The organism is Microcoleus sp. Pol12B3, from assembly GCF_036701355.1.
GTDB lineage: Bacteria > Cyanobacteriota > Cyanobacteriia > Cyanobacteriales > Microcoleaceae > Microcoleus.
Genome location: NZ_JAUBQS010000010.1, coordinates 74051 through 89032, shown reverse-complemented (window position 1 = coordinate 89032; position 14982 = coordinate 74051). Strand labels below are relative to the sequence as shown.

9 protein-coding genes are annotated in these 14982 nt (G+C 46.1%); 6 read left to right on the top strand and 3 right to left on the bottom strand.

The genetic code is table 11. The features are described 5' to 3' along the window. Positions 1 to 69: 69 nt before the first annotated feature. From QUA53_RS07505 to QUA53_RS07490, 4 genes are all read left to right on the top strand, one after another. Positions 70 to 3570: a CHAT domain-containing protein gene (locus QUA53_RS07505; RefSeq protein ID WP_333095911.1), complete on the top strand. Its 3501-nt coding sequence runs from the start codon at positions 70 to 72 to the stop codon at positions 3568 to 3570. 277 nt (positions 3571 to 3847) lie between these two features. Further along, positions 3848 to 4576: a response regulator transcription factor gene (locus tag QUA53_RS07500; RefSeq protein WP_333095912.1), complete on the top strand. Its 729-nt coding sequence runs from the start codon at positions 3848 to 3850 to the stop codon at positions 4574 to 4576. Between the two features lie 232 nt (positions 4577 to 4808). Further along, on the top strand, positions 4809 to 5534 hold the full coding sequence (locus QUA53_RS07495) for a response regulator transcription factor (RefSeq protein WP_333095913.1): 726 nt from the start codon (positions 4809 to 4811) through the stop codon (positions 5532 to 5534). 149 nt (positions 5535 to 5683) lie between these two features. Next, positions 5684 to 6427 carry a hypothetical protein gene (locus QUA53_RS07490; protein WP_333095914.1) on the top strand — a complete coding sequence of 248 codons (744 nt, stop codon included), beginning with the start codon at positions 5684 to 5686 and terminating at the stop codon, positions 6425 to 6427. A gap of 504 nt (positions 6428 to 6931) precedes the next feature. Here QUA53_RS07490 and QUA53_RS07485 read toward each other — a convergent pair. From QUA53_RS07485 to QUA53_RS07475, 3 genes are read right to left on the bottom strand one after another with little or no spacing between them, the layout of a single operon-like run. Beyond that, positions 6932 to 9322 carry a CHASE2 domain-containing protein gene (locus QUA53_RS07485; protein ID WP_333095915.1) on the bottom strand — a complete coding sequence of 797 codons (2391 nt, stop codon included), beginning with the start codon at positions 9320 to 9322 and terminating at the stop codon, positions 6932 to 6934. 58 nt (positions 9323 to 9380) lie between these two features. After that, the gene (locus QUA53_RS07480; RefSeq protein WP_333095916.1) at positions 9381 to 10376 is read right to left on the bottom strand and encodes a DUF1822 family protein; all 996 of its coding nucleotides are present in this window, start codon (positions 10374 to 10376) and stop codon (positions 9381 to 9383) included. Between the two features lie 51 nt (positions 10377 to 10427). Continuing rightward, a complete protein-coding gene (locus QUA53_RS07475; RefSeq protein ID WP_333221136.1) occupies positions 10428 to 11210 on the bottom strand; it encodes a sigma-70 family RNA polymerase sigma factor in 783 nt (260 codons plus the stop codon). 438 nt (positions 11211 to 11648) lie between these two features. On the opposite strand from QUA53_RS07475, the gene glgA reads away from it, so the two are divergent. After that, positions 11649 to 13124 (top strand): glycogen synthase GlgA, encoded by a 1476-nt coding sequence (glgA, locus tag QUA53_RS07470; RefSeq protein ID WP_333095918.1) that lies wholly within the window; start codon positions 11649 to 11651, stop codon positions 13122 to 13124. Positions 13125 to 13887: 763 nt separating this feature from the next. Beyond that, on the top strand, positions 13888 to 14937 hold the full coding sequence (locus QUA53_RS07465; protein WP_333095920.1) for a Fe(3+) ABC transporter substrate-binding protein: 1050 nt from the start codon (positions 13888 to 13890) through the stop codon (positions 14935 to 14937). Positions 14938 to 14982 lie beyond the last annotated feature (45 nt).

Sequence of the window (14982 nt, the reverse complement as noted above, 5' to 3'; positions counted from 1 at the left end):
CCTTTTTCTTAGCCTGCCCATCAGGAACAGGCAAGATGCCTGTTCCACAAAAATTAAGTCAACTAAGCCATGAAACACTCAATATTAAGCGTCTATAACACTTTCAATACAGAACCGATCGCCCATTGGTCATTTGAAGCAGGCAACTTGAGGAGGGATCGCCCCGAACTCCCTCCGGCACGCAGGGCGGTTTCATTCTCGCGAGGGGCAATCCCCCCGTGGTTGCCCCCATATCTGAAACACCTGTGCAATCGTCTGTGGGTGGGGGCGGGCACGGGGGCACCGCCCCTACAAAAGCCTGATTTTCGTGAGAATGAAACCGCCGTGCCTCCGGCACGCCTAATTGGCAGCGTTCGCCGTGATGTTGAGTATTGGACGGATTCGGAATCCTATATCCATGTCTACAAAGAGTCCCTAACACATCATACCGATGGAACTATCACAAACGGGCCGCAGGAAAGTTTGCTGCTGAGTGGAGGTTGCGTTACTTTCCCAGTCACTCCTTTACTGGAGATAGGCAAAGAAGACTTTTCTATTTGTGCGTGGATTCGCACGGAAGATTTCGATACTATGAATCCGCGGATTAAAAACTACGACCCTTGCCGTATTGTCCAGATTATCGATCAGCGGATTAAAAACTCCGGCCCTTTGCGGGGCTGGTCTTTCTTTATTGATAGAGGCAGAATTAACCTTCAAATAGCAGATGGGAGGATTTCGGTAAACTATTATGACGACCGACAAGAAAAAGATCTTCCGTCTTTGCCAGTTGTTAACGATAGCGAATGGCATCACGTTGCGGTTGTTGTGGATCGCGATCGAGTGGATGGAGGGCGCTGGTATGTCGATGGCAAGGAAGTAGGTTTCCGGTTCAACCCAACATATCAACAGGGTTCTATCAGCAATAGTATCCCCTTAACGATTGGTGGCCAATCAGACGATTTTGGGGACACCTTTCAGGGCAATATAGGAGATGTTCGGCTTTACAAATATGCGCTATCGGCAGCAGATGTGCTGTCGATTTACAGATCGATTCAGTTTCCTGTTAGTAAGGAGATTATAGTAACTGATCGATCTAGTGGAATCCGAAGTAGGATCAGAGAACCCAAACTCAAGTACGCACCTTATAAAATTAGGAGAATTGTAGAAAGGCACCGACCCGTCTACAAACCTTCCTTCTTAGATAGTGCTAAAAGTTCCCTGGACCTATACTCGCAGACGCTCGCATACTATCAGCAGTCGCTAAATATTTATAGAGACACCGGCAACCGCTACGGAGAAGCGAACTCTCTGAACAATCTAGGCAATTTTTACCGTTTGCGGGGGGAATACTCGCAAGCAATTGACTATTACCAGCAGTCGCTAAATATTCAGCGAGGCATTGGCAACCGCAGTGGGGAAGCTGATTCTTTAAATGCTTTAGGCAATATTTACGATGCTTTGGGGGAATACTTGCAAGCAATTGAGTGCCACCAGCAATGCCTAAATATTCAGGGAGAAATCGGCAATCCTCACGGAGAAGCTAGTTCCTGGCGCGATTTGGGGAGTGCATATTATTCCCTAGGCGAATACCAGCGGGCGATCGAGTGCCAGCAGCAATCCCTAGATATGGCGCGAAAAATCAACTCTCAGCATAGAGAAGCGAACTCCTTGAGCGCTTTGAGTCTTACATACATTTCCCTAGGGCAACATCAACAGGCGATCGAATGCTCTCAAGAGTCCCTGACTCTGGCGCAGAAAATCAACAACCGTTATGGGGAAGCCTATTCGTTGGTTACTCTGGGCAATGCTTACAGTAATTTGGGTAGTTACTTGCGGGCGATCGAATACTACCAGCAGTGTTTAGATATTCAGCAGGAAATCGGCGATCGCTATGGGCAAGCGACTTCCTGGCGAAATCTGGGCAATGCTTACCGGTGTTTGGGGCAGTGCCAGCGGGCGATCGAATACAGCCAGAAGAGTTTAGAATTCGCGCGATGGCTCGGCGAGGCGTCAGAAGGGGCAACTCTCAACAATTTAGGGCTTGCTTTCTTTGACTCTGGACAGTTTACAGAAGCTGAAACAGTCCTCCGCAATGCGATTCAAATTTGGGAATCACTTCGGGGAAGATTGGGCAAAAACGATAACTTTAAAGTATCTATTTTTGAAACCCAAGCCGCAACTTACCGCCACCTGGAAAAAGCCCTGATCGCCCAGTCAAAAACAGAACAGGCGCTGGAAATTTCGGAGCGGGGGCGGGCGCGGGCTTTTGTGGAGTTACTGACTGCTCGGTTATCTGCTAATTCAGATGCGATACCCAATATTAAGCCGCCTACGATCGAGCAAATTAAACAAATCGCTCAAGCACAAAATGCAACTTTTGTCGAATATTCTATTTCTTTTTTAGAAGAACTTTTTATTTGGGTAATTCAGCCGACGGGCGAAATTGCATTTCGCCAAGTTGATCTCAACTATCAACATACTCCGCTCAAAGGCTTGGTTTCCGACTCTCGCGAGGCGATCGGCATCAGGAATCGCGACTTCAATCCCACTCTAAAAATTAGCCCAGGCGATTTAGTTAAACTCCACGACGATGCTCCTAACTGGGAACCTTGGCAAGTCATATCTGTTGATGAAACACACAGCATTCTCTCGCTGTGGCAATCCTCTTGGCCCGCAGGATTGACTATTCCCCGACCTGTAACTGATGTAACAGCAAAAGTGCAATCAAGCCTCACCAATCACCCGCGCTTGCAAAAACTCCATCAACTGCTAATCGAACCGATTGCTGATTTGTTGCCGACAGATCCACAAGCCAGGATTATCTTTATTCCTCAAGGTGAACTGTTTTTCGTTCCCTTTCCGGCATTGCAAGATGGTGCGGGGAAATTCTTAATTAAAAAACATACTATTCTGACTGCTCCTTCGATTCAAATTCTGGAATTAACCCGCCAAAAACGGCAAGAGATTTCCGATTTAGCTTGGGACATTCTAATAGTAGGAAATCCGACTATGCCCGAAGTTGCTCTGGTAAGGGGAAAACCTCCGCAGCAGTTATCTGCTTTGCCACATTCAGAAACCGAAGCTAACGCGATCGCCCAATTGTTCCAAACTCAAGCCCTGACTGGCAAATCCGCTACCAAAGCTGCCGTACTTCAGCGCTTGCCAAACGCCCGCATCGTCCATTTTGCCACCCACGGATTGCTCGATAACATTCGCGGGCTCGGCAGCGCGATCGCCCTTGCACCCGATCGCACCGATAGCGGTTTGCTGACTGCTGAGGAAATTTTGAACCTGCACCTCAACGCGGATTTAGTAGTTTTGAGCGCCTGCAATACCGGCATGGGGCGGATTACCGGCGACGGCGTTATCGGTTTGTCTCGCGCTTTAATTTCGGCTGGTACGCCCAGTGTCATTGTGTCTTTGTGGGCGGTGCCGGATGCTCCTACAGCCGATTTGATGGTGAAATTTTATCAAAATCTCGATCGAACGGGCAACAAAGCTCAAGCCCTGCGAAACGCCATGCTGGAGACAATGCAGCAGCATCCAAATCCCAGAGATTGGGCGGCTTTCACACTGATCGGCGAAACATAATTGATTAAATTTTGTAAAAAATTGCCAAAACAGCGAAAAAATTAGTTTTTTCGCTGAAAGCTCCACAGAAACTCGATCGCGCCAGGAGCGATAAGTCATGTGTCGATTTAATTTCTTTATAAAAGTCATGCTTGCGATTGAAATCCGGGCAACCACGGGGGGATTGCCCCTACTGCACAAACTTTAGTCCACTGCTAGCGGACTAAACAATAAAGGCTGTTTTCATACACCTGCTCGCTTTCCTAACTTTGCACCCTTAACAATAAAGTCAAAAATTATGACAATATCTGCCGATCAAAAAGCAAAAATTCTAGTTGTAGAGGATGACGATTCTATCCGCACTCTCATCTACCGCTTTCTCAACCAGACATATCAAGTACAATTTGCCGCCGACGGTCAAACTGCTCTCGAAATTTTTGAAGAATTTAACCCAGTCCTGGCGATTTTGGATTGGAATTTACCCGATATTAGCGGCTATAAACTTTGCCAAGAAATGCAGAAGCAGACTAATGTTTTAGTCGCGATTCTCAGCAGCCGCACCTCCCAAGAAGATCGAATTAAAATCATGAAAGCAGGTGCCGATGATTTTATGTGCAAACCGTTCTCTCTTGAAGAATTAGCAGTTAGAGTAGAAGTCTTGTTGAGGCGGTCGAGATCCGTCAACCCGCCCAACCTTGTCTTCGGCCAATTAGCGATCAATTTAGTGAGTAGGGAGGTGAGATTCAAGGAGCAAATTCTAACGCTAACAGCTTTAGAATTTGAAATATTGTGTTTTTTGGCAACTCATTCAGGTAAAGCTTGCAGCCGCCAACAGCTAATCGAAAAAGTTTGGGGGTGGAAATCCAATTATGGATCAGAAGAGCGAGTGGTGGACGTGCATATCGGGCAAATTCGCAGGAAAATGGCTAAAGTCGATGCCGCTGTTCCGAGTTTTATTCAAACTGTTCGAGGATACGGTTACACTTTCGCTCCGATCGCTCGCAGGGACAGGGTAGTTGGTAATTGAACAATCATCATAATTATGACTGGTTCCTAGGTAGAGCGCGCGAACCAGTTAATTCGCTATTGTCCCACCCCTAATCCCCTTTTTAAAGGGAGTAGGGGTTGAGTAGGGCAAGCTAAGGGGGCATCTACGAGTAAAGAAAACACGCCTTATAGAGAATCGAGAGTCTAATTAAAAGACAGCATACTTACTCGATTTTCTAAAGTGTGAACCATTAACAATAGAGCCAAAAATTATGACGATATCTACCGATCCACATTCCAAAATTCTGGTTGTAGACAATGACGCCCCCGTCCGTAGTTGCATCGGCGGCTATCTGAATGAGACATATCAAGTACAATCTGCTGCAGACGCAAAAACAGCTTTAGAAATCTTTGAGGAATTCAACCCAATCCTCGTAATTTTGGATGGGAATTTGCCCGATAATATCGGCGTTAAACTTTGCGAAGAAATGCAGAAACGGAAGAATGTTTTTTTACTCGTGATTTTCAGCAGTACAGGCGAAGAAGCTCGAATTAAAATCATAAAAGCAGGCATTGATGATTTTATCTGCCAACCATTCATTCTTGAGGACTTGGCACTTAAAATAGAAATTTTGTTGAGTGAGATGAAAACCGTCAGTCCGCGCAATCTTGTCTTCGGTGAACTAGCGATAGATTTAATGAGTAGGGAGGTGAGATTGAAAGAGAAAACTTTAGCTTTGACGGCCTTAGAATTTCAACTCTTGTATTTTTTGGCAACTTATCCAGGTAAAGCTTGGAGCCGCCAACAGCTAATCGAAAAAGTTTGGGGATGGAAATGCAATGACGCACGAGACGAGCAAGTGGTTGACGTGTATATCCGTCTGATTCGCAGGAAACTGGCTAAAGTCGATTCGGCTGTTCCGAATTTTATTCAAACTACTCAGGGATACGGTTACACTTTCGCTCCGATCGATCGCAATAACAAGGTAAGTAGGTAAGCGGGATTAAACACAGCTATGTAACTGTATGTAAACAGGGCTAACTTAGCCACGCTTACGGCATTTGGATACTTTACAATCGTTTACATAATTGTGTTTTATAGCGCCTACCTACTTAGCCTCATTTTTGGAATAAAAGGATGAGATAAATGAAAATAATCCAGCAAACAGCAAGTGAATTAATAATTCAGACTCAAAGCATATTTGATTTTTGGCTCCCTAGTTGTTTATTCATGGCAGTTGGACTGATATCGCTGACTTTTGACTATCATGCAGCAACCCTGAGCTGCCAGCGATTGCAAGCAAAACAAGGAAATTGCCAGATTGTGCGATCGAATTTACTGGGGTCGAACATCAAAGAAATTGAGCTTGCTTCTTTGCAGGGAGCTAAAGTTGAAAGATGCGGCTATAAAACCAGAGTTGTACTTTTGACTTCTGTTGGCAATGTTCCTTTCACTGCTAACTCCACTAATTGGGGAACCCAAGACGCTGTGGCTTCTGACATCAATTTTTTTGTTAAAAATGCCAAAGATCGCTTGCTGCGCTTAAGCCAAGACGATCGCTGGTTGGGATGGACAGGAGGCATATTTTTGCTCGCAGGAATCGCAGCGATCGTCTTGAGAAATAATGAAACTTACAGCTTCGATGAAACTTTAAACACCTTGACTGTTAAACAGCGGGGTTTGTTGGCACGTAAAGTAACGGAATACTCTCTGGGCGAAATTTATGGCGTGGAAGTCGATCGAACAAAAGATCGGGATCGTGACATTTGGTACGAAGTTAGACTGTTAGTTTGTGGAGGCTCTCGCATCTCCCTACCCCGCACGATGAACCTATACCAGCAAGCAAAAATCGCTAAAGCGATTAACAACTATCTGCACCAGCACAAATAACCAAAAATAGCCGCTCGCGATCGGGAGTATCTCACTTTTGCCACCAAGCTAGAAATTGGATTTGGGAGCCAGGAGCTAGGAGGAAAGAGTCAGAAGGAAGGAGCCAGAAGAAGTGTTTTTACAAATATGAGATGCTCCCTCGCGATCGACCCGATTTCTCAAGGTTGCGGATTTACGCAGAAACCGGGTTTTTCACCAAAATCTCTTGTAAGTAAGTCGGTGCCAAAAAACGCCCCTATGTAAACGAGGGCAAAGTCTCCAAATGCTTTCTACTGGCTAACTTAAACCTATTTACATAGTGTTATATTATTCGGTTTAATCTTGCTTACCTACTTAGTTTCTAATTGAATAGCCTGGGGAGCGTCAAGCATTTGGGCATAAAATAATATCCTTTCCGGTTACACCGGAATGATGTTGACTGTTGACGCCGTGAACAGTCAACAGTCAACACTGAACTCGAATTTACTATTCCGATGCTAACTGATTTGATTTGATATGATATTGTCATTTCGGCCGAAAAGTAAAAACGATCGCAATTAAACCCCCTGCTACCATTGCCAAAGCTGAGGGTACCAAAGGCACCCACCAGCCCTCGATTAGCAAAAACCAGCAAACCCCGCACAAAATCCCCCCAGATGCGATCGCCCCCGACACCGCGTGCAGCCTGCGTCGGCTGACAATCGCGATCGCGCTACCAACTCCTGCCCAACCCACAATCCACAGCATTTGGGCCCATTCAGGTGCAATTTGCAGCAGCGGGCGCCCATCCAAAGCAGCGCTGATAATTTGACTCGACATTTGCGCTTGAATTAACACCCCCGGCATTTTCTCCGAAGGCGATTCTCCCGCACTGTAAGGCGTCAAAAAATAATCAGGATTGGAAATCGGTGCCGTCACGCCAATAAAGATAATTCTGTCTTTTATCAAATTGGGATTGACTTTTTCTTCTAATAGTTCGGCTAGCATGACTCGGCGAACGAAATTGCGAGGCGCTCGGTAATTGAGCATCATTTGAAAACCGCGATCGTCCAAGTTTTGATAAGCGCCTGTACTGCCGTGAATCGGTGCAAAAACTGCATTGCCCAGCCTTATCTTATCTCTGGGAAGAGTTTCCGGTTGGATGCCTTTTGCTGCTAGGTAATGAAGGGCAGCCCTCGCACTCAAAGAGTGCTCTGTAGTACAAGGATCGCTGCTGTGCGGCTGCATAAACAGCAAGTGGCGGCGGAGAATGCCGTCGGCATCTGCCACCACATCGCTGAACCCGAGGCGCTCTTTTGGCAGTGCGGGCGGCGGTTTGATGCCGCATTTGTTGGGTTTGCCGGTTTCTTTGACGCTGCACAAACCAATCAAACTCCGATCGCCCTGAAAGCGAGCCGCTAATGCTGTATAACCGGGCCCTAAAGGGCGATCGCGGAAGATATCCAGGGCGATCGTTTGCGCCCCATACTGTGCCAATTTTCCCACTGCTTTTGCGATCGTCGCATCCGGTAGCGGAAAGCCGTATTTGTTGATGTCCGTTTCCGTCGCTTCCACCACCAGCAAACGAGAGTCTGAGCTTTCAGCAGGACGCAGCCGCATCACTTGGTCAAAAGCTTGCAATTCCCATATCTGGAGCAAGCCCAGCGATCGCGCTCCCATGACAGAAACAGCAGCAGTTGCGATCGCCAACAGCCCGATCTGAAAGCGGCGCAGCCGAGATAAAGGTGGCGGATTGCTGACAGTTTCCGGATCGGGTTTGTGCAGCAACTCTTGCCAAGTTGGCGGCTTGGCAGTTGGATTTTGACAAATGATCGGCAGCCAATCCGCACCGGGAATTTCTGACCCTAATTCTGCCAATCTTTGCCTCGCGAGGCGCACTGCCACATACAAAGATTCCCCGCTGCAAAAAGCTTGGAGAAAATACTTTAAAAAATCTTGGGCAGTTCGATCGCACACCGGTTCCCGCATTACGATCGTTTGCGGGATGCCCAAATCTTCAAGCTGTCGTCCTATTCCCAATCCATTGCAGGAATTCAAAATCGCCAACTGCAAGCCGCTGCTAACCGCTAGCTTGAAACCGTGTGTCAGTTCTTCTACTGTTAAACTCTCGGTTTGATTGATATAAAATTTACCCGATCGGCCGTCGCTGCGGGTGGAACTGTGTCCGGCAAAAAATAAGATATCCCAGCTTTTTTCCCAAAGATGCTCGCCTATTTGGCGGCGACTTGGTTCTACTAAAAAAGTAACTTCTGCGGAGGGCAATCCTGCAAGTATAATTCGATCTTGCTCAATATCAATTTTTTGACTGTTCCCCAAAATTGCTAAAATTTTTACACTGCCTTTAGCGGGATTTCTGTTGGCGATCGCAGGTTTTTTAGAAGTTGGGGGACTCAAAGCAATTTCGGCTTTCGGGTAGCGCTCCAAAATATCCCAACAGTACCAAGGCAGCAGCCGCAAATCGATGTCGTCAGTTTTAATTAAAAATCGAATCGTGTCCGACGGCATTAATTGTTCGAGCAATGTTTCTTTGATTTTGCGAAACGGTTCGGAGTTGAGCCAGCTATTGATTTGCTGGCTTAACTGTTCCCGCAACAAGCGGCATTTGGACAACTGTTCTGCACGAGAGCCCATAATGCTAATTTCGATCGGCTTAATGCGGAAATCTCCCAAACTGCGGTAGGTTGACTGCCAGCGACCGTAGTGTTCCGCTATTTCTGGTTTTGGAGGCAGGAAGCCTTGGATTTCCACTGCGGGCAGATCTCCTTCCGCGCCGATTGCCAGAGAAACTCGCACCCCTTTTATCAAGTTATCATCTAGCTTCAAAACAACTAATTTCGGCATGGCTAACAACTGATAAGCCCAGGCGCATCTAAATTTTACAGTCACGGCGCGATTAAATTCTTGTGGGCTGGGCATCCTGCCCGCCTGAAAGTTTCAATTTCCATGCTGAACAACTTATGGCAAGCGAGCCGCTTTAGGCGACAAAATTCTCTACAATACAGAGTTCTTTCAGTTTTACCACAACGCTGAAACATTCTCCGCAATCGGCGGCAAATTCTAGAGTCATGTAGCCGTTACCGCTGCCGGCGCAAGCTTCCATGACAGTTTTTCCCTCGCCGTCGGTGACTTTCAGAGTCAGATTGAGCGGCAAACTGTCTGCCCCGCCGGCGGGATGCACCTGTACTTTAATATTAGTTTCAGTATCGGTTTTTGCTTCGATCGCCACCAGCAAAGCTACCGATCGGGCTGCTTCTCTCACACCCCTCCATAAATTAGGTTTTTCTTGAAAACCATCGATGGTTGCGGATGCTTTTTCCGAGATATCTGCTGTCAGATTGATTATCTTGCCCCGCACGACTGCGCTGCTGTAACGACGAAAAGCTAAATGAGGTTCTTGTGGCACTAAAATATCTTCTACAGACTGCCAGCCAGCCTCAAAAATATTGTGCAGCCACTGGCGCAGTGCTACCTTTTTTTGGCGGTGTTGCAGACAATCCAAATGTTGGAGAATTTTGTCGAAACTTTGCAATTTATCAATAGCTAAATCGCCAGCGCTTGCAGTTTTCATAAATCCCAGCAAAGTAGCTTGTTGTCGCTTTGTATCGATCTCAACTGCTACTAAACCAATGCGATCGTCCGGTATTTCTAACGGAATGTAACAAAATTTCCCAGACTTCAGAGGCCGGCATTCCAAATGACCTAGGTTAGTTAATTTCAAGTCTGCAGCATCGGTGTAAAGGCGCATAGCTGCGTTCCAACTGTCGCTGGCATTCAAGTCTGTGGGAATGTCCATCATTTCCATGTAATCTTTCACTGCACATACAGCTAAAGTGTTGAAATAAACTTGCTCTTTTTTTTCCGGGGAACTCACTCCGTCAAGATTTGAAAACTTCTGTGCCAGCCGCAGGGCGGCGGCTGTAATGGGCAGGGTAATAGATTTTTCTCTGATATTTTCGGTGCTGTTATTCATCACGGTTTTCCTGTTTGACAGATTTTTTTTAGGACAGGATTTGTCTTGCCTTTATTCCAGATATCCTTGATTTTTGGCAAAATTTCGCAAGCGGGGCAGACATTCTCTTTTATAAAAGTTGGGGGCGGTTGACGGCGGTAAGTTAAATTCAAGAGCAATGTTTTTCCAGGGAGTCTCCGGGGGAAGACGCCTCAAAATTAAGATTTGGCAAGTGACATCGGGGCGTTCTTTGATGTGAACGCTTCTCAATTCCCCCTCCGGATCTGCCCGCACCCATTTTTTTGTCTCTTCTAGGATGGCTAGCGGACTGTCAGAATAAGTCGGCGGGTTTTCGATATTATCGATCGGGTTAATTTCTGCTGAGTCTTCTGAAATCAACGGTAAATCACGTCTAACTTTTTCCTGCGTTTGTTCGATAGTGAAGTCTTTCAGCCGCATCTTGAGATATTTGTCCAGCCAAGTAATGAGGCTGCCCAGATTGCGATCGTAAGGTTTGTTTGCGGTGTTCGCTTCGCAAACATTGCGACAAAAATACACCCAAGTTTGCTGTAAAGCATCGTTGTAATGAGGCGTGTCTTCTTGCCAAAGTTTGCCGGATTTTACAATCAGCCTCACTATCTCGCTGAGTTTTTCCCGCCGCATCAAGCTTTTAGGCGGATGCGAACAGGCTTCAGCAACTAGCTGTTGTAGTTGTTGGTTTAAATTGTTGTCCTTACCGTTGGTGTCGGGCATCGGCGAGCGCCTCCTTAAGAGTCTCTGGATGAATGCTGCACACGGCATTTGCTGGTTTAAATTCCAAGAGAGAATTCCTGATTTGATTAGTCCTGGAGGCATTTCCAGGTAATTGTGTCATTGGCAAGTGAAACGAAGAATCTCAAACCCTTGTAACACTGCCCTTAAATGCGTAAGTCCTGTTGATGTTTGGCAGTTGAACAGGTGCTCTGTGCCAATCAGTTATCAGCATCGTGCGAGAAAATTTCGCGCAAATTAGGCAAAAATTTTAAAAATATTTAGTTGACAAATGCCAGCAAATGGGTTAATAAATCGATTTTAGATTGAACTCACGGATACGTTCTCTGCCTTCTCTGCGGTTTAAATAATTTAGATCTGAGCGGAAACGATATCACCGATCGCCCGAATCTGCCCTAACATCCCCTAGCTGTGCGTATTTCCCTGTATTCCCAATGGCCGACTTGCTTATCTGCCTAGAAATCATATACTTTGTCAAGTTAAGAAAATATTTTTTTGATTCATCCAGGAGCGAGAAAAAAAATGTACATAGTACAAATTGCCTCGGAGTGCGCCCCCGTCATTAAAGCAGGGGGTTTGGGCGACGTAGTTTACGGTTTGAGTCGGGAGTTGCAGAATTCCGGTCACTGCGTTGAGATTATTCTACCCAAGTACGACTGCATGAGGTACGACCACATTTGGGGACTTCACGAGGCCTACCGGGATTTGGCTGTGCCCTGGTACGGCGGCGAAATCCTCTGTGATGTCTTGTGCGGCTGGGTGCACGGGCAGTTGTGTTTTTTCATCGAACCTCGCTCTCAAGATAACTTTTTTAATCGCGGCTGTTATTACGGGTGCAATGACGACAATATGCGGTTTGCATTTTTCAGCAAAGCCGCTTTGGAATTTTTGCTCAGAAGCAACAAGCGTCCCGATGTGATTCACTGTCACGATTGGCAAACTGGTTTGGTTCCAGTCCTGCTGTTTGAAATATACAAATACAATTGGATGGAATATCAGCGAGTCTGCTATACCATTCACAATTTTAAACATCAAGGCATGGGAGGTAGCGATATTTTGCAAGCAACGGGTTTGCACAGACCGGATTATTATTTTGATTACGATCGCCTCCGAGATAACTTTAACCCTTTTGCTATCAACTTTATGAAAGGTGGTATTGTTTACTCGAACTTTGTCACCACCGTTTCGCCACACCACGCTTGGGAAGCTCACCTCGGCGAGTTTGGCTACGGTTTGGGGCACACTTTGCACTTGTATCAAGAGAAGTTTCGCGGGGTGCTCAACGGGATTGATTATGATGTGTGGAATCCCGAAAGCGATAGCTACATTCCGCACCACTACACTAAGGATGATTTGGCAGGAAAAGCCAAAACTAAAAAAGCTTTGCGCGATCGGCTGTTACTGCGCGATGCTGACAAGCCTATTATTACCTTTATCGGTCGTTTGGACGACCAAAAAGGCGTTCATCTCGTCCACCATGCAATTTATTACTCTCTGAGTAAGGGAGCGCAATTCGTGCTTTTGGGTTCCGCGACGGAAGCGGGAATTAACGCTCATTTCCAGCACGAAAAATACTTTTTAAATGACAATCCAGACTGCCATTTAGAACTAGGTTTTAATGAGGAACTGTCGCACTTAATTTATGCGGGTGGGGATATAATTGTGGTTCCCAGTAATTACGAACCCTGCGGGCTGACTCAGATGATTGGGTTGAGGTACGGTACTGTTCCTGTGGTGCGGGGAGTTGGCGGTTTGGTGAATACTGTGTTCGATCGAGATTACGACACCCGCCACCTCCCAGAAGAACGCAACGGTTACGTGTTTTATCAAACCGACTACGCCGCTTTGGAGTCGGCGCTCGATCGGGCGATCGGATTGTGGTATGACTATCATGATGAATTTGAAAAACTCATGCTTCAAGGCATGAATTGTGACAATTCGTGGAAATATCCAGCTAAAGACTATGTGGAAATTTACGAGCTAATTCGACATAAATAATCAGTAGGGCTAGCAGTGTAGAAGTTACTAACTGTAGGGTGTGTACAGCTAGCCCGCGTCTTGGTGGCCGTTGAATCTGGTCGAGAATTCCGGCAGTTGATACATGGTGTTGACGCGAATCGCTTGGGAGATGGCTGTTGCTTTTTTTTGAGTGCGAGGTTGTTTAAGGAATGTTTTTAAATTTACCGATCGGCTAAATTTAATAAAACTTCTGGAGGTTGTTGTCACTGGCAATTAGTAAAAGCTACTGTCTGTCCTAAAAAGGCAGACAGTCAGAAAACTATGGGGGAGAGGGCTTGGGAGTTTTTGGAGATGTCTGTTGCCAACAAGTGTTGTGATACCTAATCTGCAAAAATCTTTGTCATAAATACAGTTCTGGACGAATCAAAACATTCATAAGCAAATTTTTTGATGTTGCACAATAGCGGCATAATTTTGATTTTTTTGTGGGATGGGCCCAAGAACCCGAAGGCGTGTATTTTCACAGGAGGCGGGACACCCTGTAATAATCATCCTCAAATTGTGCAAAGCCCATTTTTTACCTAATCTGCGGGCTACCACAAAGTCTTTTCGGGAAAAAACTGCCGGTTGAGCGAAATCGAGACCGGATTTCTGACCACGGGTGCGTCAGCCCTAAAATACTTACGCTTTTGATAATCAAATAAGAATTACTTGCATTAATATAGTAAAACAATGACTGTAGATGGCTGTAGATGTACCATCGTGTCAATTACCAGATGAAAAAATCTATCATTATAGAACAATGAGCATTTCTCGGCGTATTTTTCTTGCCAGCGGTACAGCAATGGCTGTCGTGGCACTGGGGGAACTAAGCAAAAAAGCCCCTGTCGCAGCCCAAACCGGCACTCTCAACCTTTATTCAGCACGTCACTACGACACTGATAATGAGTTGTACCAAAGCTTCACCAAAAAAACTGGGCTCAAGGTTAACCTCGTTGAAGCCGATGCTGACCAACTCATTGAACGGATTAAAAGTGAAGGTGCAAATAGCCCCGCTGATGTTTTCATCACGGTGGATGGTGGGCGTTTGTGGCGGGCAAAACAAGCAGGTATTCTGCAACCCGTGTCTTCAACAGTCCTGACATCGGCAATTCCAGCAAGTTTGCGAGATCCTCAAGGTTTCTGGTTTGGTCTATCGCGCCGGGCACGGGTGATTGTTTATAACAAAAGCAAGGTGAACCCTGCCCAATTGTCAACCTATGAAGCGCTGACAGAACCTCGGTGGAAAGGCAAAATTTTAGTGCGATCGTCCACTAATATCTATAATCAGTCTCTTGTTGGGGCCATGCTAGCGGTTCATGGACCTCAAAAAACAGAAGCTTGGGCGCGAGGATTGGTGGCTAATTTTGCACGTCCTCCAGAAGGAAATGATACGGCGCAAATCAAGGCTGTTGCTGATGGGGTAGGCGATATTGCCCTTGTTAATACCTATTATGTAGCTCGCTTAATGAAATCGAAAGATCCAAAAGAACAGGCGATCGCTGCGAAAGTAGGTGTATTTTTCCCCAACCAGCGCGATCGAGGTACTCACGTCAATATTTGTGGTGCCGGTGTAGTCAAAACCTCGCGTAACAAAGCAGGCGCGATCAAATTCTTGGAACACTTAGCCAGTCGCGAAGCGCAACAAATTTTTGCTAGGGGTAATTATGAATACCCTGTGATTTCAGGTGTGGGGATCGATCCTGTGGTTGCCAGTTTTGGTACATTCAAATCTGACCCTCTCAACCCTGATGTGTTTGGGAAAAATAACCCCGAAGCTTTAAAGATTGCCGATCGGGCAGGATGGAAATAGAGGCTTTTTGAAAAAGAAGCTACTCTTTGTTATTCGGCGGTTGAA

What these genes read in the sequence shown, in the direction of transcription:
- QUA53_RS07475 (WP_333221136.1), bottom strand. Translation starts at nt 11,210, where the DNA reads ATGCCTCCAGGACTAATCAAATCAGGAATTCTCTCTTGGAATTTAAAC.
- glgA (WP_333095918.1), top strand. Translation starts at nt 11,649, where the DNA reads ATGTACATAGTACAAATTGCCTCGGAGTGCGCCCCCGTCATTAAAGCA.
- QUA53_RS07505 (WP_333095911.1), top strand. Translation starts at nt 70, where the DNA reads ATGAAACACTCAATATTAAGCGTCTATAACACTTTCAATACAGAACCG.
- QUA53_RS07465 (WP_333095920.1), top strand. Translation starts at nt 13,888, where the DNA reads ATGAGCATTTCTCGGCGTATTTTTCTTGCCAGCGGTACAGCAATGGCT.
- QUA53_RS07480 (WP_333095916.1), bottom strand. Translation starts at nt 10,376, where the DNA reads ATGAATAACAGCACCGAAAATATCAGAGAAAAATCTATTACCCTGCCC.
- QUA53_RS07495 (WP_333095913.1), top strand. Translation starts at nt 4,809, where the DNA reads ATGACGATATCTACCGATCCACATTCCAAAATTCTGGTTGTAGACAAT.
- QUA53_RS07490 (WP_333095914.1), top strand. Translation starts at nt 5,684, where the DNA reads ATGAAAATAATCCAGCAAACAGCAAGTGAATTAATAATTCAGACTCAA.
- QUA53_RS07500 (WP_333095912.1), top strand. Translation starts at nt 3,848, where the DNA reads ATGACAATATCTGCCGATCAAAAAGCAAAAATTCTAGTTGTAGAGGAT.
- QUA53_RS07485 (WP_333095915.1), bottom strand. Translation starts at nt 9,322, where the DNA reads ATGCCCAGCCCACAAGAATTTAATCGCGCCGTGACTGTAAAATTTAGA.